The following is a 26,290-nucleotide window of genomic DNA, read 5'->3' on the forward strand; positions in this document are numbered from 1 at the left end:
TTCCACTTGACTGCCCCCATGGTCGAGATTCCTGACGAGATCTGGGGATCGCGGGACTCCGCGTTCTCGAAGGGGCTGCAGCGATTCGCCGCTACGCGGCTCGGATCCTGGTCGATCCGGACGATGATGCCCCTGGACCGGAAGCTGCTCATCCGGTCGAACGGACGGCACACTGCGCTCGGCCCGGTCGGGGCGCCGCTGTTGCTGCTGGAGACCGTGGGCAGGAAGAGCGGACAGGTCCGGGTCAGCCCGTTGCTCTTCGCCCGCGACGGCGGCGCAGCCATCGTGGTCGGCTCGAATTTCGGGCAGGCGCACCACCCTGCCTGGACCGGCAATCTGATGGCCAGCGCGGCCGGCACGATCGTCGTACGTGGGCAGCGGATCCCCGTCACCGCTGAGCTGTTGACCGGGGACGAGGCCGAGGCGGCGTACCAGTTGATGGTTGAGGTGACCGCCGCCTACGCCTCGTACCGCGGCCGCACCGACCGCCACATCCGGGTCTTCCGGCTGACCCCGTCGGAGTGAGTGCGCTCACCATGTGAGCCAGGGCACACCTTAGGTAAGGCATGCCTTGGTTGGTGTTACCGTCCTCGCATGGGCAAGGCCATCAAGCTTCCGAAGACGGAGTGCTGCGTGTCGAAGTCGCGTTGCGACCGTTGCCCCATCCGCATGCTCAAGGAGGGCACCCTCCCCACCGGATACGGTGTGCACAAGCGTGAGCTGGTCCGCGTCGACGCCTGCGGGAAGCCGCTGAGCAAGAAGGCGGCCAAGAAGTCGGGCGTGAAGTCCGGCAAGGTCAAGAAGGCCGAGCTCGTCGCCGTGATGCGCAAGCAGAAGAAGTCGGGCAAGAAGGCTGCCTGACCCGAACCGGGAGGACCCGACGTTGACCGCACCTCGCTTCGCAGCCCAGCTCAACGAGCAGATCGGCAACGAGTTCGCCGCCCACCAGCAGTACGTCGCGTGCGCCATCCACTACGACGCGCTGACGATGCCGCAGATGGCAGCCTTCTTCTACGGCCAGGCGCTCGAGGAGCGCGACCACGCCATGATGATGGTGCAGTTCCTGCTGGACACCGACTGCGAGGTCAAGATCCCCGGCGTCGAGGCGCCGACCACCGCCTTCGAGAACATCATCGCTCCGGTCGACCTGGCCCTGGCCCAGGAGAAGCGGGTCTCCGAGCAGATCTTCGCCCTGACCCGTACCGCGCGCGAGGAGAACGACTTCGCCGCCGAGCAGTTCATGCAGTGGTTCATCAAGGAGCAGGTCGAGGAGGTCGCGACCATGAACGACCTGCTCGCCGTGGTGACCCGCGCCAAGGACGACGTGAACGCGATCGAGGAGTACATGCGCCGCGAGCAGGGCGGCGAGGGCGCCGACCCGACCGCCCCGCCGGTCGCCGGCGTCTAGTGGTGGTGGCCGAAGACCTCGGTGTGCACGCGCGCTGAGGCTTCCTCGTCGAGCCAGCGGACGGTGAACCGGGTGCCGTGCTCGTCGAACCCGTCGGTCTCCCACTGGTCGAACACGTCGAAGTCCTCCGGCTGCACCCAGGCGCTGTGCGCGTGGTCGTTCCCGAAGTCGGTGAGCACGATGGCGAACTCGTGCGGGGTGGCCCAGCGCTGCCACCACAGCCGGCCGCCGATCCGGTTCGCGCCGTACTCGGTCTCCACCAGCAGGTGACCGGCCACCTCGCCGTCGGCGAGGAGCTCGGCCGCCCGACCGCGGACGTGGTCGAGCCGCGGGTCGGGTCGGGCGTCGTCGAACGTGGGCTTCGAGGGCACGGCTACCTCAGATCCACTTCTTGAACCAGATGCGCTGGACCCACTCGGCGTTGGTGAGCAGGCCGTCGGTGTAGACGGGGAAGAACCAGGCGAAGTTGGCGATCACCGCGACCACCACGGTGCCGCCGACGAAGGCACCGATCATCCGTCGTCGCTTGCTCGCATCCGCCCGGCCGAGGATCTCGCCGAGCAGCATCACCGCCCCGAGTATCAGGAAAGGCTCGAACACGATCGAGTAGTAGCTGAAGATCGGGCGCTGGTCGTACTTGAACCACGGCAGCCAGCTGGCGAGCACGCCGGCGACGACGATCCCGTACCTCCAGTCGCGCCGCCCGATCCAAACAACGATGGACCAGACCAACGCCGCTGCGCTGAACCACCACAGGACCGGCGTACCCAGCAGGATCACCTGACGCAGGCACGTGGCGCCGGGCGCAGCGTCGCAGCCTTGGTGCCCCGGCTGGATGTTGAGCTGGGCATCGACCCCGACCGGCTTGTTGATGACCGGCCAGCCCTCGGGGTTCGACTGGTACGGGTGCGTCGCGTCGTTGAGCCCGTGGGTGTGGAAGTTCCAGACGGCCTGGTGGTAGTGCCACAGGTCGCGCAGCGACCGGACGGCCTCAGAGAGGAAGCCCGGGGACTTCGTCTGGATGTAGGAGCCCCAGTACGGCGCGTACTGGGTGTTGGACAGGTGCTCCTCGTAGGTGCCGTGGTGGATGAGCCAGCCGGTCCACGTCGCCAGGTAGATCACGAACGGCAGCAGGACCAGGTAGGCGAGGCCGGGCATGGCGTCGGTGATCGCCGACTTGAGCACCGACCAGCGGATGCCGAAGGAGCGGCGACCTCCCGCGCTCCACAGCCAGTAGAGGATGCCGAACGCGGCCAGCGGGTAGATCGCGCCCCACTTGGTGCCACAGGCCAGGCCCCAGAAGATGCCCGCGGCGAGCAGCCATGGGCGCCAGAAGATCCGCGGCCCCCACGGCCCTTGGACGTCGTAGGCGTGGTGTGCGAGCGACCGCGGCAGGACCAGGTTCAGCAGCGCGAAGAGGGCGTGGTGGTTGCCGGTCGTCTTCTCCTCGACGGTCCCCGAGCGCCGTGCCTTCTCGTACTTGTCGACGGCCGCGACGTCGATCCGCTCGGCCAGCCGTTCTCGGAACCAGTCCCGGTCCGCGACCATGCAGCTGATCGCGCAGAGCACGAAGAAGGCCTCGAAGATGTCCAGCAGAGCCAGCCGGGACAGCACGAACTGCAGGCCGTCGAAGGTCATCAGGATGCCGGCGACCAGGCCGAGCATGGTGGAGCCGGTGACCCGCCGCGCCAACCGGATCATCACGAAGACCATCAGGCCGCCGACGATCGCCGAGGCCATCCGCCAGCCGTGCGGGGTCATCCCGAAGATCAGCTCGCTCAGGCCGATCAGGTACTTGCCGACCTCGGGGTGCACCACCATCGAGGGGTCGTTGGTGAAGATCCCGTGCATGTTGCCGTCGAGGATCTTCTGGTTGGCGTCGTCGACGTAGTTGGTGACGTAGCCGTGGTGCACCAGCGACCAGGCGTCCTTGGCGTAGTACGTCTCGTCGAAGAGGAACTTGCCGCTGCCGTGCTCGTCGTTCTTGTAGATCCGCATGAACGTCGCGATCAGCGCGACGAAGGTGGTCGCCGCCCAGCTGATGACCTTGTCCGGGTCCCACGCTCGCGGCTGCGCGCGCTCGGTCGCGGTCGGGACGGCCTCGCCGCGTGCGGTGCGGGACAGCGTCGCCACGTCGCGCCGGTCGGGGTGATCCACGGGGGCCAGACTACGAGGTGCGGTGGCACCGGCTGACATGATCGTCCCCATGAGTGCGTCGGCGTCTGCGGGGAGGGGCGTGCTGGTGCTGGCCGGGACCCCGATCGGGCGGGTCGAGGACGCACCCCCGCGACTGGCCACCGAGCTGGTCGGCGCCGACGTCATCGCCGCTGAGGACACCCGCCGCCTGCGCCGGCTGACCAGCGACCTGGGCATCGAGGTCGGGGCCCGGGTCATCTCGTACTTCGAGGGCAACGAGCAGGGCCGTACGCCGCAGCTGCTCGAGCTGCTCACCAGCGGCAGCCGGGTCGTCCTGGTCACCGACGCCGGGATGCCGAGCGTCTCGGACCCCGGCTACCGGCTGGTGGCCGCGGCGCTGGAGGCCGGGGTCGAGGTGACCTCGGTCCCCGGGCCGTCCGCCGTGCTGACCGCGCTCGCCGTCAGCGGCCTGCCGGTCGACCGGTTCTGCTTCGAGGGCTTCCTGCCGCGCAAGGCCGGTGAGCGGTCACGACGCCTGGCATCGCTGGCCGACGAGCAGCGCACGATGGTGTTCTTCGAGGCGCCGCACCGGACCGAGGCGACCCTGGAGGCGATGGCGACCGCGTTCGGTGCCGACCGGCCGGCCGCGGTCTGCCGCGAGCTGACCAAGACCCACGAGGAGGTCGTCCGCGACGGGCTCGGTGCGCTGGCCGCGTGGGCGAAGGACGGCGTCCGCGGCGAGGTCACCCTGGTCGTCCAGGGGGCACCCGAAGCCGGACCGGTCGACGACCCGGCGACGCTGGTCGCGCTGGTGGCCGCCGCCGAGGCCGGCGGAGCGACCCGCAAGGACGCCATCGCCGAGGTCGCCAAGCGGGCCGGCGTACCGAAGCGGGACGTGTACGACCTGGTGCACAAGTCATGAGCGCCACCCGAACTGGCGGGCGCAACGGCGAGCGGCCGGTCGACCCCGAGCCGCTGCCGCACCCGGTGGTCGACAACCACTGCCACCTCGACATCGCCCCGTACGCCGCACCCGACGAGCCGGTTCCGGTCGCCCAGGCGCTGGCCCGCTCGGCCGCGGTCGGCGTACCGCGGATCGTGCAGATCGGCTGTGACCTGCCGGGTGCCCGTTGGGCGCGGGAGACGGCGAACGAGTTCGACGCGATCGTGGCCGGGGTCGCGCTGCACCCGAACGAGGCGCCGCGCCTGGACGCCGCGGGCAGGCTCGACGAGGCACTCGCCGAGATCGCGGACCTGGCCACCGACCCGCGGGTGCGGGCCGTGGGGGAGACCGGTCTCGACACCTTCCGCACCGGGCCGGAGGGCCGCGAGGCCCAGGAGCGGTCCTTCCGTCGGCACATCGAGCTGGCCCAGGACCTCGACAAGACCCTGGTGATCCACGACCGCGACGCGCACGCCGACGTCCTCCGGCTGATCGACGAGACCGGCGCCCCGAACCGGTGGGTGATGCACTGCTTCTCCGGTGACGCGGAGTTCGCGGCGGCCTGCCTGGAGCGGGGGGCGTACCTCTCCTTCGCCGGGACCGTCACGTTCAAGAACGCCCAGCCGTTGCGCGACGCGCTGCTGGCGGCACCGGCGGACCGGATCCTGGTCGAGACCGATGCGCCGTACCTGACCCCCGAACCCCACCGCGGTCGCCCGAACGCCTCCTACCTGGTGCCGCTGACCGTCCGCGCGATGGCCGCGGTGCGCGGCGCCGACCTGGCCGAGCTCTGCCGGGCCATCGACGCCAACACCGAGACCGCGTTCGGCGGCACCTGGGGCGCCTGAGGTTAGTGAGGCGCTGAGCCGCTTGCTTGACGTCAAGATTCCGGAATGTGTGCGATGTCACAAAGCAACCTAAATCGGGCGCAAATACGTGACCTGACCCACCTGCTCCCGCGTAAACGGCTGCTTGCAGTTTGCTAACAGGCTGTTAGCAATGGCAGGGTTTTCCCTGTTGGCCGGGAGCGGAAAAGCAGTACAACCCGGACATCGCAGCAAACGGGGGCTCGAACTTCCCTTGCCCTTGAGCGATATCCGTCCGCGGCCCGGGAACTTCGAACATCGGAGCATCGTGCGCCCCCAGATCCTCAAGGACGCCCTTACTCGCATCACCAACAGCAGGAAGTGGCAGGCAGGCCTCGTTGCCACCGTTGCCGTCGCCGTGGTCGCCACCACCGCCGGCTACGCAGCCGCCACCACCGACGTGAAACTCATCGTCGACGGTCAGACCAAGACCGTCCACACGTTCGGCGACTCGGTCGCGGACGTGCTCGCAGGTCAGCACATCCACCTGCACAAGCGGGACGTCGTCGTCCCGTCCCTCGACTCGGCCGTCAGTGACGGCAGCCAGATCTCGGTCCGCTACAGCCGTCCGCTGACGGTCAACGTGGATGGGGTCAAGAAGACCTACTGGACCACGGCCACCCAGGTCAGCACCGCGCTCGACCAGCTCGGCCTGCGCTACGGCAACGCTGCGCTGTCGACGAGCCGTTCGGCGTCGATCGACCGCGAGGGCATGGCCCTGGTGATCAGCATGCCGAAGACCCTGAAGGTCAAGATCGGCACGACCCACACCAAGAAGCTCAAGGTGGCGGTCCCGAACGCGCGTGCGCTGTTCAAGAAGATGCACGTCAAGGTCGGCAAGAACGACATCGTGAAGCCGGGCCTGGACAGCACCCTCAAGGCCGGCAGCCGGGTCGTGCTGATCCGCGTGAAGAAGGTCCAGAAGCACGTCGCCCACGAGCGGATGGCGCCGCCGGTGACCGAGCAGCGCGACTCGACGATGTACGTCGGCGAGCGCAAGACCATCAAGCAGGGCACCGCCGGTGACCGGGACGTGACCTACCGGATCACGCTGCGCAACGGCAAGGTCTACAAGCGGACCGTGCTGAAGCAGACCGTGCTCAAGGCCCCGACCAACTCGGTGGTCAAGGTCGGCACCAAGGCCCGTCCGGTCGCCAAGAACTACGCCACCGGCGACACCGTGTTCGACAAGATCGCCCAGTGCGAGTCCGGTGGTAACTGGGCCGCGAACACCGGCAACGGCTACTACGGCGGTCTCCAGTTCAACCTGGGCACCTGGCGTGCGTACGGCGGCACCGGTCGACCGGACCAGCACAGCCGCGAGGAGCAGATCGCGGTCGCCAAGCGACTCGTTGCCGCCTCGGGTGGCTACGGAGCCTGGCCGCACTGCGGCGCCGGCTTCTGACCCACCAGCTGGACAGCGCAGCATCCAAGGTTTCGACAGGCTCAACCGGCACTGGCTGGTTGCGCCTGTCGAAACCCGTTTACGGCAGAAGTCGTCGTGCGCCGTACCCTTCTCGACGTGAGTGACCGCCCTGCTGTGCCGACGCTGCTGGGCGCGGCTGAGATCCGCACTCTCGCGGCGGGGCTGGACCTGCGACCCACCAAGCAGCGCGGCCAGAACTTCGTCATCGACGGCAACACCGTGCGGCGGATCGTCGCGGAGTCCCGGATCACCGCGGACGACGTCGTCCTCGAGGTCGGCCCCGGACTCGGGTCGCTGACCCTGGCGCTGCTCGCGGTGGCGCGCCGGGTCGTCGCGATCGAGGTCGACCCGTTGCTCGCCGGCGCCCTGCCCGCCACCATCGCGGCCCACGCGCCCGACCAGGTCGACGCCTTCGAGGTCGTGCTCGCCGACGCGCTCCGCGTCACCGAGATCCCCGGTCCATCGCCGACCGCGCTGGTCGCGAACCTGCCCTACAACGTCTCGGTCCCGGTGCTGCTGCACCTGCTCGGCCTGCTTCCCTCGCTCGAGCGCGGACTGGTGATGGTGCAGGCCGAGGTCGCCGACCGGCTGGCCGCCGGCCCGGGCTCGAAGGTCTACGGCGTCCCGTCGGTGAAAGCCGCCTGGTACGCCGACGTGCGCCGCGCCGGGGCGATCGGGCGCAACGTCTTCTGGCCGGCCCCGAACGTCGACTCCGGCCTCGTCGCCTGGACGCGCCGAGAGCCCCCGAGCACAACAGCCACCCGCGAGCAGGTCTTCGCCGTCATCGACGCCGCGTTCGCCCACCGCCGCAAGGCCCTGCGTCCGGCGCTGCGCGAGCTGGCCGGGTCCGCCGAGGCTGCCGAGGCCGCCCTTGCCGCCGCCGGCATCGACCCGATGACCCGTGGCGAGCAGCTCCTCATCGACGATTTCGTCCGGATCGCTGAGGCCCTCGCATGAGCGTCACCGTGCGGGCGCCCGCGAAGATCAACCTGCACCTCGGCGTCGGTGCCAAGCGCGAGGACGGCTACCACCCGCTGGACACCGTCTACCTGGCCGTGAGCCTGTACGACGACGTGACGGTCTCGACCTCGGCCGTCTGGTCCGTCGACGTCTCGCCGATCGGGGATGTCGACGTCTCCGGGGTACCGCTGGACGACAGCAACATCGTGGTGAAGGCCGGCCGCTTGCTCACTGCGCACCACGGGATCGAGCGGGCCGCGGCGATCGGCATCAGCAAGGGCATCCCGGTCGCGGGTGGCATGGCCGGCGGCAGCGCCGACGCTGCCGCGACGCTGGTCGCTCTCGACCGGCTCTGGGACCTGCAGACCTCCGACGACGACCTGCTCGCGATCGCTGCCCAGCTCGGCAGCGACGTGCCCTTCTCGCTGCTCGGCGGCACCGCGCACGGCACCGGTCGGGGCGAGCTCGTCGAGCAGGTGCCCGACGCCGGTACCTGGTGGTGGGTGGTCGTCCCGAACGACGAGGGACTCTCGACCTCTGCGGTCTACCGGGCGTTCGACGCGCTGCCGACGCCGGCCGCGGTCGGCTCCGGCGCGGTGCTCGCGGCGCTCGCCGGCGGTGACCTGGACGCGCTGGCCGACGCGCTGCACAACGACCTCGAGGCGCCGGCGCTCGAGCTGCGCCCCGCCCTGCGCGAGACGGCCGACGACCTGGTCGGCTCCGGGGTCAGGGCTCGGTTGCTCTCGGGTTCGGGTCCGACGTACCTGGGTCTGGTCGCGGACCAGGACTCCGCGCACCACATCCGCGAGGCCCTGCTCGACCAGGGCTACGAGCGCGTCGTCGTCGCGACCGGGCCGGTGGCCGGCGTGCACCTGGTGGACTACGCATGAGCACGGTGCTGGCGTGAGCAACCTCGTCAACCTCGAGAAGGTCACCAAGTCCTACGGCATCCGGATCCTCCTCGACGAGATCAGCCTGGGTGTCGGCGTCGGTGAGCGGATCGGCATCGTCGGGCGCAACGGCGACGGCAAGACGACGCTGCTCAACCTGATGGCCGGCAGCGAGGAGCCGGACTCGGGGCGGGTCTCACGGTCGCGCGGTCTCCACCTCGGCTACCTCGATCAGCGCGACCTGCTCGACGACAACCACTCGGTGCGCGAGGTCGTCCTCGCCGGCAAGGCAGACCACCAGTGGGCGGCCGAGGCGACCCCCCGCGAGGTCGTCGAGGTGCTGCTCGCCGGGATCGAGCTCGACCGGTCGGTGCACGGGCTCTCGGGTGGAGAGCGCCGGCGCTGCTCGCTCGCCCGGTTGCTGCTGGAGCCCGACGACCTGCTGATCCTCGACGAGCCCACCAACCACCTCGACGTCGAGGCGGTCGCCTGGCTGGCCGACCACCTGAAGCGCCGTTCGTCGGCGCTGGTGGTGGTCACCCACGACCGCTGGTTCCTCGACGAGGTCTGCGAGCAGACCTGGGAGGTCCACGACGGCGTCATCGACACCTACGAGGGCGGCTACGCGGCCTTCGTGCTCGCCAAGAACGAGCGGATGCGCCAAGCCGCGGCGAGGGAGCAGCGTCGCCAGAACCTGATGCGGAAGGAGTTGGCCTGGCTGCGTCGTGGCGCCCCGGCGCGGACCTCGAAGCCGAAGTTCCGCATCGACGCGGCGAACGCGCTGATCGAGGACGAGCCGCCGCCGCGCGACAGGCTGGCGCTGGAGCGGTTCGCCACCCAACGACTCGGCAAGGACGTCATCGACCTCGAGGACGTCGACCTGGTCCGCGGTGAGCGGACCCTGCTCAAGCACGCCACCTGGCGGTTGGGTCCGGGGGACCGGGTCGGCATCGTCGGCGTCAACGGCGCCGGCAAGACCTCGGTGCTCTCGCTGGTCTCCGGGCTGCTCAACCCGACCCACGGCAGGGTCAAGCACGGCCGCACCGTCGCGCTCGCGCACCTCACCCAGGACGTCACCGCGGAGGATCCCGAGCTGCGCGTGCTCGGCGCCATCGAGGACGTCCGCCGGGTGACCCGCAACGCCGGCGGTCAGGACATCTCGGCGACCTCGATGCTGGAGCGGTTCGGCTTCACCGGGGATCGGTTGACCGCCCGTCTCGGCGATCTCTCCGGTGGTGAGCGCCGTCGGTTCCAGCTCCTGAAGCTGCTGCTCTCCGAGCCGAACGTGCTGCTGCTCGACGAACCGACCAACGACCTCGACATCGAGACGCTGGCGGTCCTCGAGGACTTCCTCGACGGCTGGCCCGGCACGCTGATCGTGGTCTCGCACGACCGCTACTTCCTGGAGCGCGTGACCGACTCGGTCTGGGCGCTGATGGGAGACGGCGGCATCGGGATGCTGCCCGGCGGCGTCGACGAGTACCTGGAGCGGCGACGGGCGACCTTGCTGGTTGAGCCTGTCGAAACCGCGGTCACCTCTGCGCCTGCGGAGGCTTCGACAAGCTCACCCTCGACAGGCTCGGGGCCAGCAGCCGGCACGGTGTCGGCCCCCAAGGCCAAGCCCGGCTCGGCCGAGGAGCGTGCGGCCCGCAAGGTCGTCGCCCGGATCGACAAGCAGCTGGAGCGGATCGCCCAGCGTGAGGTCGAGCTGAACGAGCGGATGGCCGCCGCGGCGAGCGACTACGCGGAGCTCGGCAAGGTCTCGGCCGAGTTGTCCGAGCTCGCCGAGGAGAAGGACGTTCTTGAGCTGGAGTGGCTCGAGGCGGCCGCGGTCCTGGAGTAGTTCGTCAGAACCGCTGGGCCCAACGGCGGGCCCAGCTGTCGAGGGGCTGCAAGGACTTGTTCAGCCCGGCGCCGATCTCGGTGAGCCGGTACTCGCCGGAGTCGTCCTTCTCGACGAGCCGAGCATCGGTGAGCTCGTCCAGCCGGGTGTAGAGCACGCTGCTCGACATCCCGTCGCAGCGCTCCCGCAGGGCCCGGGCGCCGACCGGTCCGTCGCGCAGCTCCCACAGGATCCGCAGCGACCACCGGCGACCGAGCAGGTCCATCGCGGCGAGCAGCGGGCGGCCGGTGGACGATCCGCGGACGTCCTGACCGGGCCGGGGGCTGGGCCGGGGGGTGGGCCGGGGGGTGGGCATCGCATACCTCCTTGTGTTTCGACAATCGAAACACTACCGTCTCTCACATTGTTTCGAAAACAGAAACGGAGACGACCATGCCGCGGATCGAACCCCTGTCACCCCCGTACGACGCCGAGGTCGGTGCCCAGCTCGAGCGGATGATGCCGCCGGGCGTGCCGCCGATCGGGCTGTTCCGCACGTTCGTGCGCAACCTGCCGATGGCCCGGGCGATGTCGGAGTGGGGGACCTACGAGCTCAGCCGGGGTCTGAGCCTCTCGCTGCGCGACCGCGAGATCCTCATCGACAGGACCTGTGCCCGATGCGGGTGCGAGTACGAGCTCGGGGTGCACGTGGCCTTCTTCGCGGAGAAGGCCGGCATCACCGAGGAGCAGGCCGCGTCGCTCGCGCACGGCAGCGCGGCTGACCCGTGCTGGGACGAGTCGCGCGACCGGTTGCTGATCCTGCTGGCCGACCAGCTGCACCGCACGAGCACGTTCACCGACTCGCTCTGGACCCACCTGGCTGCTGAGTTCGACGAGGCCGAGATCCTCGACGCCCTGCTGCTCTGCGGCTGGTACCACGCGATCAGCTACGCGGCGAACGCCGCCGGGGTCGATCCGGAGGAGAAAGCGCCTCGCCTGCTCGGCGGTTCGCCACTACCGTGAGCGGGTGATCTCGCTCGACCAGCTGGTGACCTTCGGCCTCGCCGCGCTCGTCATCATCGTCATCCCCGGACCCAGCGTCGTGTTCGTCGTCGGACGCGCCCTGTCCTACGGGCGCCGGGTCGCGCTCGCCTCGGTGCTCGGCAACACCCTCGGCCTGATCACGATCGTGGTGCTGGTCGCGGCCGGCCTCGGCGTGATCGTCCAGGAGTCGATCGTCGTGTTCACGGTGCTCAAGCTCGCCGGTGCGGCGTACCTGGTCTGGCTGGGGATCGAGGCGGTACGCCGCCGCAAGGAGTTCCTCGCCGGTGACGGGGCCGAGGTGTCGGGTACGCCGATGACCTGGGCCAAGGCGATCCGCCAGGGCTACCTGGTCGGCGCCACGAACCCCAAGGGCTACCTGATGCTGGCCGCGGTGCTGCCGCAGTTCATCGATCGCGGCGAGGGCCACCTCCAGCTGCAGATGCTGCTGCTCGGCCTGCTCGCCACCACCATCGGCCTGCTCTCCGACAGCCTGTGGGCCGTCATCGCCTCCCAGCTGCGCAGCTGGTTCAACTCCTCGCCGAAGCGCGGCGAGCGGATGGGCGCGGTCGGCGGCTTCTCGATGATCGGCCTGGGCGTCGGACTGGCGCTGACCGGCGAGCGCTGAACGTCAGCGCAGCGGCTGCATCAACCTCTTGAGCAGGTCGGCGAGCTGTCGGCGCTCGGTCGTGGAGAGCTCGCCGAGCAGGTCGCGCTCGCTGGAGAGCAAGGTCTCGAAGGCGCCGTCGACGGCTTCCTTGCCGGCGGAGGTCAGGCCGACCAGGACGCCGCGGCGGTCGTTCGGGTCGGGGGAGCGCTCGACGAAGCCGCGCTCGGTCAACCGGTCGATGCGGTTGGTCATGGTCCCGCTGGTCACCATGGTCTCGCGCAGCAGCTGGCCGGGGCTGAGCTGATACGGCTGGCCAGCGCGACGCAGCGCCGCCAGCACGTCGAACTCGAACGTCTCGATCGAGTGCGCGGTGAAGGCGTCGCGCCTCGCCAGGTCGAGCAGGCGTGCCAGTCGGCTGATCCGGCTGAACACCTCGACCGGCGCGAGGTCCAGGTCGGCGCGCTCGCGTCGCCAGGCGAGGACGAGGTCGTCGACCTCGTCGCTGGAATCGGGTGCCATGGAGGCATCTTAGTGAAAAAGATTCTTGACATCGAGAGAATGGGAGAGGAAAGTCTCTTGATGTCAAGATATCTGGAGGCGACATGAACAGCACCCACACCTGGGACCCCGACCGCTACCTCGTCTACGCCGACGAGCGGGGGCGCCCGTTCCTCGAGCTGATCGCCCGGATCGACGCCGCCGAACCGTCCGTCGTGGTCGACCTCGGCTGCGGGCCCGGCAACCTGACGGTGCTCCTGGCCGACCGCTGGAGCCGCGCCCGGGTCACCGGGATCGACACCAGCCCGGCCATGATCGAGCGTGCTCGTGACGACCACGGCGCCCGGATCGGGTTCGAGCTCGGCGACGTGCGGACCTGGGCACCGACCGAGCCGGTCGACGTGCTGGTCTCGAACGCGACCCTGCAGTGGGTGCCGGGCCACCTCGAGCTGCTGCCCTCGCTCGTGGCGAAGGTGCGCCACGGCGGGTGGTTCGCCTTCCAGGTGCCCGGGAACCTCTCCGAGCGGACCCACACGATCCGCGCGGAGCTCGCCGCGCAGGAGCCGTACGCCGCACTCACCGCCGGTGTCGATGCCCCCGCTGCCTTCGACTACGCGACGTACTGGCGTGCGCTGACCGACCTCGGCTGCGAGGTCGACGCCTGGTCGACGACCTACCTGCACGAGCTGCGCGGCGAGGACCCGGTCTTCGGCTGGATCAGCGGGACCGGTGCGCGTCCGGTGCTCGAGGCGCTCGATGCGGAGCCGGAGCTGCGGGCGTCGTACGAGGCCGAGCTCAAGCGCCGGCTGCGCGAGGCCTACCCGGAGGAGGACGGCCGCGTGCTGATGCCGTTCCGCGGGGAGTTCGTTGTGGCCCGCGTCGGTGAGGAGGAGAGTGGCCGGTGGCTGCACCGCTCCGGTGCTCGGGCGTGACCAGGAGGGCCGATGACCACGAAGCTGAAGATCAAGGACAAGGGCGGGCGGACCACGGCCACCGGGCCGGACGGAACGGTCCTCGCCGACATCACCGCCGTGTACCAGCAGCCGACCACGATCGACACCCCCGGCGGACGGTTCTCGCTGGCGCCCGGCGTGGTGACGGACGCAACTGGGGCGCAGGTGGCGACGGCGTCGACCACCAAGAGCATCATGTTCCCGAACGCCACCGAGCTCGTCCTGGCCAACGGCGAGACCTTCCTGTGCGGCGCGAAGAACAAGGTGCTCCGTGCCGGCACCTGGCAGGCCGTGCCCGCTGCGAGCCCGGACGAGGTGTGGGCATCGTCGCGGCACGGCGGGTTCGGGAAGATCCTGTTCACCGTCGAGGACGGCCTGCTGTCCCACCCGCAGCGTGACCTGCTGATCGGGCTCCTGGTCCAGAACGGAGTCAGCCACGTGGTCCGCGAGATCATGCGGCACCAGTAGGTTGTCGGAGACCCCGGGCAGGATGGACCCATGAGTCACGTCGTGCTGATCCCGGGAGCCGGTGGCGCCGGTTGGTACTGGAGCCGGGTGGTTCCGCTGCTCGAGGCCGCCGGCCACACCGCAGTCGCGCTCGACCTGCCGGCCGACGACGATGCGGCCGGGCTCCCCGAGTACGTCGAGCTCGCCCACGCCGCCTGCGCCTATGCCGAGGACGTCGTCCTGGTCGGCCAGTCGCTCGGCGGGTTCACCGCCGTGATGACGGCGGCACACCTGGTCCGATCTGGGCGCCCACCGCGGGCGCTGGTGCTCCTCAACGCGATGGTCCCGGCTCCGGGCGAGACGCCGGGCGCATGGTGGGGCAACGTCGACTCGGAGTCCGAGCGCAAGGCTGCCGCCGCGGCCGGGGGATGGCCGGACGACCCCTACGACCTGGACGCCTACTTCCTGCACGACGTCGACCCGGTGGTCGCCGCTGAGGGCGAGGAGTTCCAGCGCGAGGAGGTCGAGGCGGTGTTCGTCTCGCCGTGCGCGATCGATGCCTGGCCGGACGTGCCGACGCGGGTGCTCGCGGGAGCCGACGACCGGTTCTTTCCGCTGTCGCTGCAACGACGGGTCGCGCGCGACCGCCTCGGTATCGACGTCCAGGTCGTTCCCGGCGGTCACCTCGCCGCGCTCTCCCAGCCCGAAGCGGTGACGGCCGCGATCCTGGATTCCGCCTAGCATCGCTCCCATGGCTGAGATGCAGGGTCGCTGGTTGGCGTGGGGCGAGCGGACCAGGCTGCACCAGGCGGTGGCGGTCGCTGACGTCGTACTGATCCTCGGCTTCGCCGTACTGCTCGTCGCCTCCAGCTCGCAGCCGCTGACGTGGATCGGCTGCGTGGTGGTGTGCTCGGTGGTCCTCGTCGACTACTGGCTCACCTGGAAACGCCTGGGCGAGCTCGGTCGACGCTGACTCACTCCCAGCTGCGCAGCTCCGGCTTCGGTTCCAGGCCGGAGAGCCCGTTCCAAGCCAGGTTCACCAGATTGGCCGCGACGACCTCCTTGGCCGGCTTGCGGGTATCCAGCCACCACTGGCCGGTCAGCCCGACCATGCCGACGAGCATCTGCGCGTACATCGGGGCGGCCTTGGCGTCGTACCCGCGCTTCTTGAACTCGTCGATGAGGATGCCTTCGACGCGGCTCGCGATGTCGCTCATGATCGAGACGTAGGAACCGCTCGAGGACCCCAGCGGGCTGTCGCGCACCAGGATCCGGAAGCCCTCGGAGGACTGCTCGATGTAGTCGAGCAGCGCGACCGCGGCCTGCTCCAGCAGCAGTCGGGGCGACCCGTCACTCAGCGCCTCGCGCATCATGCCGAGCAGGTGGCGCACCTCCCGGTCGACCACGACGGCGTACACGCCTTCCTTGCCGCCGAAGTGCTCGTAGACGACCGGCTTCGAGACGCCGGCGTTCGCGGCGATCTCCTCGACCGAGGCGCCGTCGAAGCCCTTCTCGGAGAAGACGGTGCGGGCGATCTCGATCAGCTGCTCGCGCCGCTCGGCAGCCGTCATCCGGCTGCGCGCGGGCTTCTTCGATCGGTCGTCGCGGGTGGGCACCCGGTCATCCTGCCAGCGGAAGAGTGTCCGGGCATGGCCTTATCGTCGGCTCATGACCGATCTCAAGGCGGAGCTGCACGAGAAGCTGCAGGTGACCCGGGGCGTGATGGTGGCCAAGCTCGAGGGCTTGAGCGAGTACGACGCCCGCCGACCGATCACCGCCAGCGGCACCAACCTGCTGGGCCTGGTCAAGCACCTGGTCGGCTGCGAGGAGGTCTACCTCGGCACGTCGTTCGGACGTCCGCCGTCGTTCGCGCCGCTGCCGTGGGTGGCCGACAACTCGGTCTGGGAGAACGCGGACATGTGGGTGCGGCCGGAGGAGTCCCGCGCCTACATCCTCGACCTCTACGACCAGGCCTGCCGGCACGGCGACGCCACCATCGAGGCGCTCGACCTGGATGCTCCGGGGTCGGTGCCGCACTGGCCCGAGGAGCGTCGTGCGACCGACCTGGGCACGCTGCTGATCCGGATGGTCGACGAGACCGCGCACCACGCCGGGCACGCCGACATCCTGCGCGAGATCATCGACAACGCACCGGGGCAGGGCGACGCCGAGGAGATCGGCGATGCGACGTACTGGTCGGACTACGTCGCGACGATCCAGGCCGCCGCGGAGACGTTCCGCTAGGCCGCAGCGGGCGCCTGCGCGCTGACGAGCTTCGACTGGATCCGCTCGGCCACCGGCCAGCGGACCTCCTTGACCCAGCCGAGCTTCTCGAACACCCAGATCAGCCGGGCGGACATGTCGACCTGGCCACGGAGGACCCCGTGCCGCGCGCACGTCGGGTCCGCGTGGTGCAGGTTGTGCCAGGACTCGCCGCCGGACGGGATGGCCAGCCACCACACGTTGGCCGACTTGTCGCGCGAGACGAAGGGACGGTTGCCGATGGCGTGGCAGATCGAGTTGATCGACCAGGTGACGTGGTGCAGCAGGCCGACCCGGATCAACGAGCCCCAGAAGAACGCGGTCAGCGCTCCCTGCCAGGACCAGGTGATCAGGCCGCCGAGCACGGCCGGGAGCAGCATCGAGATCAGCACGAAGGCCCAGAAGTTCTTGGAGATCCTGACGAGGTCCCGGTCCTTGAGCAGGTCGGGCGCGTACTTGCGCTGGTTGGTCTGCTCCTCGTCGAAGAGCCAGCCCATGTGCGCGTGCCAGAGTCCCTTGATCAGCGCGCCGACCGACGTTCCGTACTTCCAGGGGCTGTGCGGGTCGCCGTCGCGGTCGGAGAACTTGTGGTGCTTGCGGTGGTCAGCCACCCAGCGCACCAGCGGGCCCTGGATCGCCATCGAGCCGGCCACCGCGATCCCGATCTTGACGGCCCGGTTGGGCCGGTAGGACTTGTGGGTGAAGAGCCGGTGGAAGCCGACCGTGATCCCGAGCAGGGTGAAGTAGTACATCCCGACGGCGATCGCCACGTCGGTCCAGCCGAGCCAGCCGCCCCAGGCCACCGGAACAGCGGCGAGCAGTGCCAGGAACGGGACCGCGATGAACAGTCCCAGCGCGACCTGCTCAGTCCGGGACTGGGTCTCACCGCCGAGGGTGGCGTGGTGGGTCACGTGCTCGTCCAGGACTGCGGTCATGCGGGTGTTTCCTCCGTGCAAGGGTCGACTTACCTACGCAACCGTAACCTACGGCTCGGCACGTCGAAAGGTGGTCCAGTCAGCGGTCCGGTGAACAGCGCCGGAAGAATGCCCGCATGACTGAGTTCGCACTGTTCCGCGCCGAGGGCGACCTGCTGGTTCCGCAGGACCTGGCGCGCAGCCTGTGGCGCGAGGACCAGATGCACGGGGTCGCCACGGCCGGTGCTCTCGGTCGCGAGGTCGAGACCGAGGTGGCCGCCGCCGGCCGCGACGACCTGCGCCCGGCCCGGTTCACCGTCGACCTGTTCAAGGCGCCGAGCATGGGACCGTGCCGGCTGTCCTCCCGGGTTGTCCGGGAGGGCGCTCGGCTGATGCTGCTCGATGCCGAGCTCGCCCAGGACGGTGTGGTCGTCGCCCGCGCGAGCGCGCTCTTCCTGAAGGCGACCGAGAACCCGGACGGCGAGGTCTGGACGCCCTCGGACCTGCCGCAGCCGCCGCCGCTGGAGATCGCCGCCGTCTCCGACGAGCCACGGGTCCCGATCTTCTACAGCGAGGGCGTCGGCTGGTCGCAGAACTTCGCCGAGCACCAGAACGGCGACCGCAAGGCGACCTGGCAGACCTCGCTGCCGATCGTCCTGGGGGAGACCCCGACGCCCTTCCAGGGCCTGGCCGGCGCTGCGGACTCCACCAGCATGATCACCAACTGGGGCACCGGCGGCGTGCAGTACATCAACACCGACATCACCCTCGCGATCTCGCGGGTGCCGGTCAGCCAGGAGATCGGGCTGACCACCGTGAGCCGCTACGCCCACGACGGCATCGCCACCGGATCGGCGGTGGTCTTCGACCGCGAGGGCCCGATCGGGACGACGACGGTCACCTCGATCTCCAACGCCCGGCGCGCGGTCGACTTCACCCAGCACGACTTCACCGGCGAGTCGATCCCCAGCGCCTGAGCGGCTTGCGCTGGTTGAGCCTGTCGAAACCTCCGAGCCGCTCGCTATCTTGACCCCGTGATCGCGATCGTCGGAGCCGGCAGCATCGGGTGCTACGTCGGCGGACGCCTGGCCGCGACCGGCGCGGACGTCGTCTTCGTCGGGCGCCAGCGCATCGCCGACGAGGTCGCTGAGCGCGGCTTGCGGCTGACCGACTACCGGGGCGCCGACCTGTCGGTGCCCTCGCCCGTTTTCAACACCGAGGTGTTGAAAGCTGCCGGGGCCGATCTGGTCCTGGTCACCGTGAAGTCAGCGGCGACCGAGGAGGTCGCGGCGCAGCTTGCCGAGGTCCTGCGTCCGGACGCGGTCGTCGTCAGCCTGCAGAACGGCGTGCACAACGCCGAGGTCCTCGATGCTGCTCTCGGCGGCGGCCGCACGATCGCCGGGATGGTGCCGTTCAACGTCGTCCAGCGGGGTGAGGGCGTCTTCCACCAGGGGTCCGAGGGGGAGCTCGAGGCCGCGCGCGACCCGCGACTGGCGGCGTACGAGCCGGTGTTCGCAGCGGCCGGCCTGCCGCTGACGCTGCACGACGACATGCCCGCGGTGCTCTGGGCGAAGCTGCTGCTCAACCTGAACAACGCCATCAACGCGCTCTCCGGCCTGCCGCTCAAGGAGGAGCTGAGCCAGCGCGACTACCGGGTGTGCCTGGCGGCGGCTCAGACCGAGACGCTCGGCATCCTCAAAGCGGCCGGCATCAAGCCCGCCAAGATCACGCCGTTGCCGCCGAACCTGCTGCCGATGCTGCTCAAGGTCCCGGACGCGGTGTTCACCCGGGTCGCCTCGACGATGCTGGAGATCGACCCGATCGCACGCTCGTCGATGGCCGACGACCTGGAGCTCGGCCGGACCACCGAGGTCGACTGGATCAACGGCGAGGTGCTGCGCCTGGCCGCGCAGGTCGGACGTGCGGCCCCGGTCAACGAGAAGGTCGTCGCGCTGGTGCGCCAGGCCGAGCAAGGTGGACGCCGGGACTGGAGCGGCGCCGAGCTCCGTTCCGCGCTGCACCGATAACCTGAGTCCTACATTCCCCGGTTGGTCTGCCGGCAGGGCCCGCCTGACTTTGAATCAGGACTAGCGACGTAGGTTCGACTCCTACCCGGGGAGCTTTCGGTTCGGGGCGTGCACGCCCCAGAGCGCGGCGACGTGACTGCTGTCGGTCCCGCAGCACCCGCCGATCACCGACAACAACGTCGCCTGGCCGCGGAGGTCGGCGGCCGAGGACACCAGCAGGTCGACGTCGCCGGGGTCCAGGACCTCCATCGCGTCGAGCTCCTCGTGGGACATCGTCGAGGCGTTGGGGCGGAAGAACCGCAGGCGATCGGTCCAGCTGCCGCCGTCGATCGCGGGGAGGACGTGTGTCGGGTGGGCGCAGTTGACGCCGTACCAGTCCGCGGGGGCCGAAGCCTCGAGCTCGTCGACCGCCCCGGCCAGCGTGCTGCCGTCCGGCAACCTGCCGTCGGTCTCGACCGTGAACGACACCGCGACCGGTACGCCGGCAGCCCGCGCCGCGCGGACCACGCCGATCGCCTCGGCGGACTCGGTCATCGTCATGGCGTGCACCAGGTCGACGCCGGCCTCGGCGAACGACCGGACCTGGGCGGAGTGGTACTCGGCGGCAGCATCGGCGTTGGCGCCGGCCGCGATGTAGCCGTCGCCGCGCGGGCCGACGACGCCACTGAGCCGCACGTGCTCGACCCCGGAGCGGTCCGCCGCGGAGCGGACCAGGCCGACCGCGTCCCGGTTGACCCGGTCGAGCGCCGTTGCGTCGTAGCCGAGCAGCGTCGCCCAGTCGGGATTCGCCCGCCAGGTCGGGGTCTCCAGGATCAGCCCGCTTCCGGCGGCCGCGGCGATCGCGGCGTACTCGGCGAAGTAACGCATCAGCGCGGCTCGGCCGTCGGTGTCGTCGAGCAGCGGGAACGAGGCGAACTCCGGGAGGTCGATGCCATGGTTGAAGAGCAGGTCGGTCTCCAGGCCTCCGTCGGTGACCCACTGCGTCCCGTCGAGGATGTCGGACTGGTCCATGGCGTTCATCCCAACAGACCGGGTGGGGCTGGTCCAGGGCGTTCGGCGAGCAATTGCTCTGAAACCCAGGTCGATGCACAACTTCAATAGCCCGATCGGGCCGGTGGGGGCTGGCCGCCCTGATCGCTAGCGTCGCAATCACCCTCTCCCAGGAGTTCTGCGATGAAGCGACGTACCTTCGTGAAGGGCTCGGCGATCACGGCCGGCCTGGTGGCGCTCGGCCCGAAGGCAAGTGCCGCGCCGGTCACCCGCATCAACCGCCGCGTGGTGATCATCGGGTCCGGTTTCGGCGGCGCCGTCTCGGCGCTGCGGCTGACCCGCGCCGGCGTACCGGTGACCCTGCTGGAGCAGGGCCGCGCCTGGCCGACCGGCCCGAACGCGAACACCTTCCCGACCCTGCGCACGCTCGACGAGCGGGTGCTGTTCTACGACTCGGCGCCGGTCCTCTTCAACCAGCCGTTCCTCGGCCCGCTGGCCTACGCAGGCCTGCTGCGTGCGGTGGTCGCACCGACCATGACCGTGGTCAGCGGCTGCGGGTACGGCGGCGGCTCGCTGACCTACCAGGGCATGACGCTGGAGCCGGCGCGCAACGTCTTCGAGGAGGAGTTCCCCGCTGCCCTCGACTACGACGAGATGCACACCGAGCACTACCCGGTGGTGCGGCAGATGCTCGGTGCCCAGGTCGCTCCCGACGCACTGGTGAACAGCCCGACGTACCTGACGCCGAGGATCTGGAAGAAGCGGGCCGAAGCGCTCGGCTTCCCGGTGAGCAAGATCCCGATGCCGATCGACTGGACCTGGGCGCTGCGCGAGCTGAACGGCGAGATGAAGCCGTCGTACACCAACGGCGACTGCGCGCTCGGCGTCAACAACGGCGGCAAGAACAGCCTCGACGTGACCTACCTGCGGCAGGCCGAGCAGACCGGCAACCTCGAGGTCCGGCTGCTACACCGGGTCACCGACATCTCGCGGACGGCGACCGGTCAGTGGCAGGTGGTGGTGTCGCGGACGGACGTGCACGCCCGGCTCCAGGAAACGGTCGTGATCACCACACCGACGCTCGTCATGGGCGCCGGGACGATGGGCACCTCCAACCTGCTCGTCCGGGCTGCTGCGACCGGTCAGATCACCGACCTGCCGGACGGCCTCGGCACCGGGTGGGGAAGTAACGCCGACCGGATCTACGCGTGGAGCCCGTTCACCGAGAAGCTCGCCTCGCCGCAGGGTGGTCCGGTCGTGTTCGGCAACCTCGACTGGGGCGACGCCGCGACCGCGAACACGGTCATCCAGGCGTCGATCCCGCCGGTCCTGCTCGGCGGTCCGGGCTTCCCGGTCAACGCCACGATCATGGTCGGCTACGGCGTCTCCAAGGCTCGCGGTCACTTCGTCTACAACCCGCTGCTCGACAAGGCCGTGCTGAAGTGGGAGCACGAGGCCGACCGCGCGATCCAGGCCAAGATCGGCCCGAAGGTCAAGGCGATCGCCGGGCCGTCGGTGCTGGTCGACACCAACCTCGCACTGCCGTGGACCTGGCACCCGATGGGCGGCGCCAGCATGGGCTCGGTCTGCGACTTCGAGGGCCGGGTGCAGGGGCAGCGCGGTCTCTACGTGATGGATGGGGCTCTCCTGCCCGGGACCGCCGCGGCCTGCAACCCGTCGATGACGATCGCTGCCGTCGCCGAGCGTGCGATGAAGCGGATCGTGGCCAGCGACGTCGGCACGATCATCTGACCGCGAAGATGGGGTCTTCGCCCCATGCCCGCACAGCACCCGATTCCTAGGTTGAGAAGCACCGCAGAAGCGGTACGTCGATCGAAGGGATCAGAACCATGCCGAAGGTTTCCCAGGCCACCGCGGCCAAGCAGCAAGACATCGGGATCGGGACGATCAGCTCGGAGGTCTCCGCCGGGTACGAGTTCGCGTTCCTCAGCTTCACCGAGCAGGGCGTGCTCGAGCCCCTCCTCAAGGGTCTGCCGAACGACCTGTGCAACTGCCCGCACTGGGGCTACGTCGTCGGCGGAACGGTCACGTTCCGTCACCTCGACGGCAGCACCGAGTCGTTCAGCACCGGGGACGCGTTCTACGTCGAGCCCGGGCACACGCCGGTCATCGAGCCGGGGACCGACCTGCTGTTCATCAGCCCCGAGCACCAGGCAGCCGCGGTCAACGCGGTCATCGAGGCCAACATGGCGGCGATGCAGGGTGCCTGAGGTCTCGGTTCGGGACTACGGTGCGGCCATGAGCTCGGAGGTGCCTTCGGGCGACGTCGGTTTCGTCGGGTCGATCCCCGACATCTACGAGCGGCTGCTGGTTCCGCTGATCTTCGCGGAGCCGGCAGCCCGGCTCGCCGACGCGGTCGCAGCGGGTGGCCCCGCCGACGTGCTGGAGACGGCCGCGGGCACCGGGGTGCTGACCCGGGCGCTGGCGAGCCGGCTGCCGCAGGCCGCGATCCTCGCCACCGACCTCAACCAGGACATGCTCGACCAGGCGCGGGAGCGCACCGACGCCCCCGGCGTCCGCTGGCAGCAGGCGGATGCCTTGGCGCTCGACGTCCCCGACGCGTCCGTCGACGCCGTCGCCTGCCAGTTCGGGGTGATGTTCTTCCCGGACAAGGTCGCTGGGTACTCCGAGGCGCGCCGGGTGCTGCGGCCGGACGGACTGTTCGCGTTCAACGTCTGGGACTCCCTGGAGCACAACGAGATCCCGCGGGTGATCCGGGACGCGTTCGCTGCGGCCGTGGCCGACCCGCCGGACTTCTTCGCCCGCACCCCGTACGGGCACTCCGACCAGGACCGGCTCCACGCAGATCTCCAGGACGCCGGCTTCACCGCGGAGATCGAGGTCATCGCCGGGGTCAACCGCGGCAACCCGGCCGACGTCGCCGTTGCGTTCTGCCAGGGCACTCCGATCAGCGCCGAGATCGCTCGGCACCCGGACCTCGACCTCGCCTCTGCGACGGGGATCGCCGCCGAAGCTCTGCAGCAGCACTTCGGGGCCTCGATCGAGGGCGAGGCGAGCTGGTTGCAGGTGCTCGCTCGTCCGGCGCTCTGACCGGTCAGACCGGCACGGTCTCCTCAGCGACGAGGAGGCCGTGCTGGGTCGCGAACAGCGCCGCCGTCGCCCGGTTCGAGGCGCCGATCTTGGTGTAGATGTGCTCGACGTGGTTGCTCACCGTCTTGCGGGAGATGACCAGTCGCTCGGCCACGTCCTTGGTCGACATCCCGCGGGCGATGAGCCGGAGCACGTCGATCTCCCGTGCGGTGAGTCCCGCCGGTCCGGCGGAACGCTTCGAGACGCGGTGGCCGGCGGCGGCCAGCACCGCTTCGACGCAGTCGGCGTCCAGGCGGCCGGCGCGCACCTCGGACCGCAACCGGGTCGCGGCCTCGTCCGGGCTCAGCGCCTCGCGGTAGGCCCGCGGTTCGCGCAGTGACTGGTACACGTCGGCTGCCCCGAGCAGCCGCGCCTCGCGGGAGATCATCGCGCCGGACAGGCCGTTCGGGTGCCCGGATCCGTCGAGCCGTTCGGCGTGCTGGAGGGCGATCGCGCCGAGCTGGGACAGCGCCGGCGACTGGCGCAGCATTCGGTGGGTGACGAACGGGATCATCCGCAGCCGCTCGCGCTCGCCGGCCCCCAGCGGCGTCGCCTTGTCGAGGATCGCGTTCGAAACGCCGAGCTTGCCGAACGCGTGCACCAGCGCGGAACGGCGGACCAGGTTGCGGTCGGGATCGCGCATGCCGAGCTGCACCGCCGCGGCGTCGACCAGCTCGGCGACCGCGCGCCCGTGGCCGAGGGTGTACGGCGACTTCAGGTCCACGAAGTCGGCGATCGCCGTGAGGGCGCTGTCGAAGCCGGCGTCATCGAGCCGGACGCCCAGGGCTGGTTCGGCCTCGATCACCGCCTCCCAGCTGTCCACGTCGTCGAGCCCGGCGAGCACGTCGTCGGCCTTTGCCAGGAACAGGTCCGCGATCGCCGGGTCGAACTGCTTGCCACGTTGCCGACGGGCCAGTTCGCGGGCCGCCTCGACGCCGTGGACCCGGTGGGCGACCTCGACGAACTCGGCCAGCGTGGCGATCCGGGACGCGACCGGGATCTCCTCGCCGCGCATCTCGCCGGGCCAGCCGTGCCCGTCCCACATCTCGTACGACGCCCCGAGGGCCTTCGGGGTCTCGCCCGGGAGCGCGAGCTCGTCGGCCAGCCGGCAGGCCAGGGTGGCGTGGTTGACGATCATGTCGTCGACGTCCTTGTAGCCCGACGTCGCGAACTCCAGGCCGACGCGCAAGCGACCGATCGTGGTGTCGCTGCCGGATCCGATCCGGCTGAGCATCGCCACAGCGCCGCGCAGGCCGCGCAGACCGTAGAGGTACTTGTCGCCCTTCATCTCCAGGTCGTCGCCGAACCACTTGGCCTGCTCGTGGGCGTCGGAGTGGCAGCCGACGTTGACCAGCATCGCCGAGTAGTAGACCGACGCCCGGGTGTCGTCGTCGAGGCCCACCAGCTCGGCGAGCCGCAGCGCGATCAGGCACTGCCGCAGCACGTGCTCCATCGGCTGGCTGAAACCCAGGTCGATGCCGAGCGACAGCGCGGCGACCAGCTCCGCCAGTCGCACGCCCCCGGGATCGCTGCCGCGTTCCATGAGGCCGATCGTACGGCTCAGGAGCCCGCAGCGATCCGTTCCAGGTTGGCCACCGCGTCGCCGACGTGCCCGACGTACCGGGCCAGCGCCTGCTGAGCACGCTCGGAGCCGAGGTGCTGCGGCAGCGACGCAAGCAGGTTGAGGCGGGTGCCGGCGACCCACGCCTGCAGGTCGGGCTCGGTCCGCCAGCTGCCCTCGGTGCGCCAGGTGCGCGCGACAGTGCGGGCCCACTCGTCGACGCCGACGGTGTAGTGGTTCGGCGGGCAGAGCCGGTTCTTGGTCTCGTCGTCGTCCCGCTTCGCCTCGACGAAGCCGAGCAGCGCCGCGTTGTACGGCGGCGTCTTGTGGCGCACCTGCTGAAGCACGATGCGCCCGTCGGCGAAGATCGGCGTCGGCGGGGCGTTGCGCAGGCCGTGGGCGGTGCAGTCGATGTGCAGCGCGCCGCCGGTCGGCACTTCGCCCTGGTCGAGCACGATGCGGTCGCGCTCGAGGCGACGCACGCGGCCGAGCCGGACGACGTCGGTGACGGTGCGGGCGCGCTGGAGCTCGTGGTCGTTCAGCATCGCGCCGCGCCACATGGTCGCCGGGATCGTCGGGTCGAGCCGGGTCAGCCGACCGGCGTCCTCCAGCAGGCCCAGCAGGTCGTCTTGGTCCTTCGCCGTCGCTCCGGCGTGCGCGTCGGCGGCGAAACCCTCGAGGCTGTCGACGGCCAGGTCGAGCGGCTGGAAGCGCGCCCGGTCCATGAACCAGGCCTCACGCGGCCTCACCCAGCGGATCCGCTCGGGGTCGACGTCGTGGTCGAGCAGCCACAGCACCGCATCGACCCCGGTCTTGCCTGCGCCGAGCACCGTGTAGCTCGATGACTCGACGTGGTCGCCGAGCAGGTGCACCGGGACGAAAGAGGCGTCGTCGGCGATGTCGAAGGACGGTGTGTGCGTCGCCGGGACCGAGACCTCGAGGTAGCCGGCGTCGACCACCCGGCGGCGTACCTCGAGCTCGTGCACCTCGCCGGTGGCCAGGTCGCGGAGGTGGCCGTCGTCGAGGTTCTCGTGGCCGAGCAGGACCCGGACCCGGCCGGTGGCGGCCAGCTTCTCGACCACGTCCGCGAAGTAGGTCTGCAGCTCGGTGGCGGTCGCGCGTTCGTAGAGGCCGGCGTTGGGCCCGTCGACGTCGATCCGGTTGCTGCCCAGCGGCATCGAGTCGACGCCGTAGTAGGCCGAGGGGGAGTGGAGCCGGACGAACGGGTAGACGTCGGCCCAGTGCCCACCGGGTTGCGTCCGCCGGTCGACGACGACCAGCTCGGCCTCGGGGTCGTGGGTGATCAGGGAGTCCGCGAAGGCGAGCCCGGACAAGCCCGCGCCGACGACCAGGTAGTCGGTGGACAGGTGCATCCGGACACGATCCTGGAAGGTGGCAGCGAGCGCCACCGCTTAACGGTGCCGG

The 26,290-nt window shown here is 70.0% G+C and carries 30 protein-coding genes and 1 tRNA gene; 22 read left to right on the plus strand and 9 right to left on the minus strand.

The features are described from left to right. The first annotated feature begins 18 nt into the window (after positions 1 to 18). From EFL95_RS04150 to EFL95_RS04160, 3 genes are all read left to right on the plus strand, one after another. The gene (locus EFL95_RS04150) at positions 19 to 525 is read left to right on the plus strand and encodes a nitroreductase family deazaflavin-dependent oxidoreductase (protein WP_123232807.1); all 507 of its coding nucleotides are present in this window, start codon (positions 19 to 21) and stop codon (positions 523 to 525) included. Positions 526 to 594: 69 nt separating this feature from the next. Beyond that, positions 595 to 861: a hypothetical protein gene (locus EFL95_RS04155; RefSeq protein WP_123232808.1), complete on the plus strand. Its 267-nt coding sequence runs from the start codon at positions 595 to 597 to the stop codon at positions 859 to 861. A 22-nt stretch (positions 862 to 883) separates the two neighbouring features. Continuing rightward, positions 884 to 1,408 (plus strand): ferritin, encoded by a 525-nt coding sequence (locus EFL95_RS04160; protein ID WP_123232809.1) that lies wholly within the window; start codon positions 884 to 886, stop codon positions 1,406 to 1,408. On the opposite strand, the gene EFL95_RS04165 is transcribed toward EFL95_RS04160, so the two are convergent. Next, positions 1,405 to 1,779, minus strand: a complete 375-nt coding sequence (locus EFL95_RS04165) for a hypothetical protein (protein ID WP_123232810.1) — start codon at positions 1,777 to 1,779, stop codon at positions 1,405 to 1,407. The genes EFL95_RS04160 and EFL95_RS04165 overlap by 4 nt on opposite strands. Positions 1,780 to 1,786: 7 nt before the next feature. After that, positions 1,787 to 3,565: a dolichyl-phosphate-mannose--protein mannosyltransferase gene (locus EFL95_RS04170; RefSeq protein ID WP_246004800.1), complete on the minus strand. Its 1,779-nt coding sequence runs from the start codon at positions 3,563 to 3,565 to the stop codon at positions 1,787 to 1,789. Positions 3,566 to 3,614: 49 nt separating this feature from the next. Here EFL95_RS04170 and rsmI point away from each other — a divergent pair, with 49 nt between their 5' ends. From rsmI to EFL95_RS04200, 6 genes are all read left to right on the plus strand, one after another. Then, complete coding sequence (rsmI, locus tag EFL95_RS04175) at positions 3,615 to 4,466, plus strand: 16S rRNA (cytidine(1402)-2'-O)-methyltransferase (RefSeq protein WP_123232812.1); 852 nt, start codon at positions 3,615 to 3,617, stop codon at positions 4,464 to 4,466. Beyond that, positions 4,463 to 5,335 (plus strand): TatD family hydrolase, encoded by an 873-nt coding sequence (locus tag EFL95_RS04180; protein ID WP_123232813.1) that lies wholly within the window; start codon positions 4,463 to 4,465, stop codon positions 5,333 to 5,335. Before rsmI ends, EFL95_RS04180 begins: the two co-directional genes overlap by 4 nt. 286 nt (positions 5,336 to 5,621) lie before the next feature. Then, the gene (locus EFL95_RS04185) at positions 5,622 to 6,758 is read left to right on the plus strand and encodes a resuscitation-promoting factor (protein WP_281272190.1); all 1,137 of its coding nucleotides are present in this window, start codon (positions 5,622 to 5,624) and stop codon (positions 6,756 to 6,758) included. Between the two features lie 117 nt (positions 6,759 to 6,875). After that, positions 6,876 to 7,736, plus strand: coding sequence for a 16S rRNA (adenine(1518)-N(6)/adenine(1519)-N(6))-dimethyltransferase RsmA (gene rsmA / locus EFL95_RS04190; RefSeq protein WP_123234786.1), 861 nt, complete (start codon positions 6,876 to 6,878; stop codon positions 7,734 to 7,736). Next, the gene (locus EFL95_RS04195; protein WP_123232815.1) at positions 7,733 to 8,629 is read left to right on the plus strand and encodes a 4-(cytidine 5'-diphospho)-2-C-methyl-D-erythritol kinase; all 897 of its coding nucleotides are present in this window, start codon (positions 7,733 to 7,735) and stop codon (positions 8,627 to 8,629) included. Before rsmA ends, EFL95_RS04195 begins: the two co-directional genes overlap by 4 nt. 13 nt (positions 8,630 to 8,642) lie before the next feature. Next, positions 8,643 to 10,472 (plus strand): ABC-F family ATP-binding cassette domain-containing protein, encoded by a 1,830-nt coding sequence (locus EFL95_RS04200; RefSeq protein ID WP_123232816.1) that lies wholly within the window; start codon positions 8,643 to 8,645, stop codon positions 10,470 to 10,472. 4 nt (positions 10,473 to 10,476) lie between these two features. Here EFL95_RS04200 and EFL95_RS04205 read toward each other — a convergent pair whose 3' ends face one another. Beyond that, positions 10,477 to 10,827: a winged helix-turn-helix transcriptional regulator gene (locus EFL95_RS04205; RefSeq protein ID WP_123232817.1), complete on the minus strand. Its 351-nt coding sequence runs from the start codon at positions 10,825 to 10,827 to the stop codon at positions 10,477 to 10,479. Positions 10,828 to 10,904: 77 nt separating this feature from the next. Here EFL95_RS04205 and EFL95_RS04210 point away from each other — a divergent pair, with 77 nt between their 5' ends. After that, positions 10,905 to 11,474, plus strand: a complete 570-nt coding sequence (locus EFL95_RS04210) for a carboxymuconolactone decarboxylase family protein (RefSeq protein ID WP_183407020.1) — start codon at positions 10,905 to 10,907, stop codon at positions 11,472 to 11,474. 4 nt (positions 11,475 to 11,478) lie between these two features. Then, on the plus strand, positions 11,479 to 12,120 hold the full coding sequence (locus EFL95_RS04215; RefSeq protein ID WP_123232818.1) for a LysE family translocator: 642 nt from the start codon (positions 11,479 to 11,481) through the stop codon (positions 12,118 to 12,120). Between the two features lie 3 nt (positions 12,121 to 12,123). Here EFL95_RS04215 and EFL95_RS04220 read toward each other — a convergent pair whose 3' ends face one another. Continuing rightward, positions 12,124 to 12,621 carry a MarR family winged helix-turn-helix transcriptional regulator gene (locus EFL95_RS04220; protein WP_123232819.1) on the minus strand — a complete coding sequence of 166 codons (498 nt, stop codon included), beginning with the start codon at positions 12,619 to 12,621 and terminating at the stop codon, positions 12,124 to 12,126. A gap of 83 nt (positions 12,622 to 12,704) precedes the next feature. On the opposite strand from EFL95_RS04220, the gene EFL95_RS04225 reads away from it, so the two are divergent. From EFL95_RS04225 to EFL95_RS04240, 4 genes are read left to right on the plus strand one after another with little or no spacing between them, the layout of a single operon-like run. After that, positions 12,705 to 13,532: a methyltransferase domain-containing protein gene (locus EFL95_RS04225; RefSeq protein WP_123232820.1), complete on the plus strand. Its 828-nt coding sequence runs from the start codon at positions 12,705 to 12,707 to the stop codon at positions 13,530 to 13,532. 12 nt (positions 13,533 to 13,544) lie between these two features. After that, entirely contained in the window at positions 13,545 to 14,021 is a 477-nt protein-coding gene (locus EFL95_RS04230) for a hypothetical protein (RefSeq protein ID WP_123232821.1), read from the plus strand. Between the two features lie 30 nt (positions 14,022 to 14,051). Continuing rightward, positions 14,052 to 14,741: an alpha/beta fold hydrolase gene (locus tag EFL95_RS04235; RefSeq protein WP_123232822.1), complete on the plus strand. Its 690-nt coding sequence runs from the start codon at positions 14,052 to 14,054 to the stop codon at positions 14,739 to 14,741. A gap of 10 nt (positions 14,742 to 14,751) precedes the next feature. Further along, the gene (locus EFL95_RS04240) at positions 14,752 to 14,973 is read left to right on the plus strand and encodes a hypothetical protein (protein WP_123232823.1); all 222 of its coding nucleotides are present in this window, start codon (positions 14,752 to 14,754) and stop codon (positions 14,971 to 14,973) included. A gap of 1 nt (position 14,974) precedes the next feature. Here the strand turns inward: EFL95_RS04240 and EFL95_RS04245 are convergent, their stop codons facing one another. Next, the gene (locus EFL95_RS04245) at positions 14,975 to 15,571 is read right to left on the minus strand and encodes a TetR/AcrR family transcriptional regulator (protein WP_123234788.1); all 597 of its coding nucleotides are present in this window, start codon (positions 15,569 to 15,571) and stop codon (positions 14,975 to 14,977) included. 97 nt (positions 15,572 to 15,668) lie between these two features. Here EFL95_RS04245 and EFL95_RS04250 point away from each other — a divergent pair, with 97 nt between their 5' ends. Beyond that, positions 15,669 to 16,244, plus strand: coding sequence for a DinB family protein (locus tag EFL95_RS04250; protein ID WP_123232824.1), 576 nt, complete (start codon positions 15,669 to 15,671; stop codon positions 16,242 to 16,244). On the opposite strand, the gene EFL95_RS04255 is transcribed toward EFL95_RS04250, so the two are convergent. After that, positions 16,241 to 17,197 carry an acyl-CoA desaturase gene (locus tag EFL95_RS04255; protein ID WP_123232825.1) on the minus strand — a complete coding sequence of 319 codons (957 nt, stop codon included), beginning with the start codon at positions 17,195 to 17,197 and terminating at the stop codon, positions 16,241 to 16,243. The two genes, EFL95_RS04250 and EFL95_RS04255, sit on opposite strands and share 4 nt — an antisense overlap. Before the next feature lie 116 nt (positions 17,198 to 17,313). On the opposite strand from EFL95_RS04255, the gene EFL95_RS04260 reads away from it, so the two are divergent. From EFL95_RS04260 to EFL95_RS04270, 3 genes are all read left to right on the plus strand, one after another. Further along, positions 17,314 to 18,153 (plus strand): thioesterase family protein, encoded by an 840-nt coding sequence (locus EFL95_RS04260; protein WP_123232826.1) that lies wholly within the window; start codon positions 17,314 to 17,316, stop codon positions 18,151 to 18,153. Between the two features lie 57 nt (positions 18,154 to 18,210). Further along, on the plus strand, positions 18,211 to 19,203 hold the full coding sequence (locus EFL95_RS04265; RefSeq protein ID WP_123232827.1) for a 2-dehydropantoate 2-reductase: 993 nt from the start codon (positions 18,211 to 18,213) through the stop codon (positions 19,201 to 19,203). A gap of 14 nt (positions 19,204 to 19,217) precedes the next feature. Continuing rightward, positions 19,218 to 19,296 (plus strand) — tRNA-Gln (locus EFL95_RS04270). On the opposite strand, the gene EFL95_RS04275 is transcribed toward EFL95_RS04270, so the two are convergent. Beyond that, positions 19,285 to 20,214: a homocysteine S-methyltransferase family protein gene (locus EFL95_RS04275; protein ID WP_221176319.1), complete on the minus strand. Its 930-nt coding sequence runs from the start codon at positions 20,212 to 20,214 to the stop codon at positions 19,285 to 19,287. The genes EFL95_RS04270 and EFL95_RS04275 overlap by 12 nt on opposite strands. 162 nt (positions 20,215 to 20,376) lie before the next feature. Between EFL95_RS04275 and EFL95_RS04280 the strand changes: the two genes are divergently transcribed. The 3 genes from EFL95_RS04280 (at position 20,377) to EFL95_RS04290 (ending at position 23,265) form a co-directional block, all read left to right on the plus strand. Then, positions 20,377 to 21,945 (plus strand): GMC oxidoreductase, encoded by a 1,569-nt coding sequence (locus EFL95_RS04280; protein ID WP_123232829.1) that lies wholly within the window; start codon positions 20,377 to 20,379, stop codon positions 21,943 to 21,945. Positions 21,946 to 22,043: 98 nt separating this feature from the next. Further along, on the plus strand, positions 22,044 to 22,424 hold the full coding sequence (locus EFL95_RS04285) for a cupin domain-containing protein (RefSeq protein WP_123232830.1): 381 nt from the start codon (positions 22,044 to 22,046) through the stop codon (positions 22,422 to 22,424). A gap of 28 nt (positions 22,425 to 22,452) precedes the next feature. Beyond that, positions 22,453 to 23,265 carry a class I SAM-dependent methyltransferase gene (locus EFL95_RS04290; protein WP_123234789.1) on the plus strand — a complete coding sequence of 271 codons (813 nt, stop codon included), beginning with the start codon at positions 22,453 to 22,455 and terminating at the stop codon, positions 23,263 to 23,265. Between the two features lie 4 nt (positions 23,266 to 23,269). On the opposite strand, the gene EFL95_RS04295 is transcribed toward EFL95_RS04290, so the two are convergent. Both EFL95_RS04295 and EFL95_RS04300 read right to left on the minus strand, forming a co-directional pair. Beyond that, positions 23,270 to 24,847: an HD domain-containing phosphohydrolase gene (locus EFL95_RS04295; protein WP_123232831.1), complete on the minus strand. Its 1,578-nt coding sequence runs from the start codon at positions 24,845 to 24,847 to the stop codon at positions 23,270 to 23,272. A 17-nt stretch (positions 24,848 to 24,864) separates the two neighbouring features. Further along, positions 24,865 to 26,274 (minus strand): NAD(P)-binding protein, encoded by a 1,410-nt coding sequence (locus EFL95_RS04300; protein ID WP_148044963.1) that lies wholly within the window; start codon positions 26,272 to 26,274, stop codon positions 24,865 to 24,867. Between the last annotated feature and the right edge of the window lie 16 nt (positions 26,275 to 26,290).

It is taken from the genome of Nocardioides marmorisolisilvae (assembly GCF_003725775.1).
Classification (GTDB): Bacteria; Actinomycetota; Actinomycetes; order Propionibacteriales; family Nocardioidaceae; genus Marmoricola; species Marmoricola marmorisolisilvae.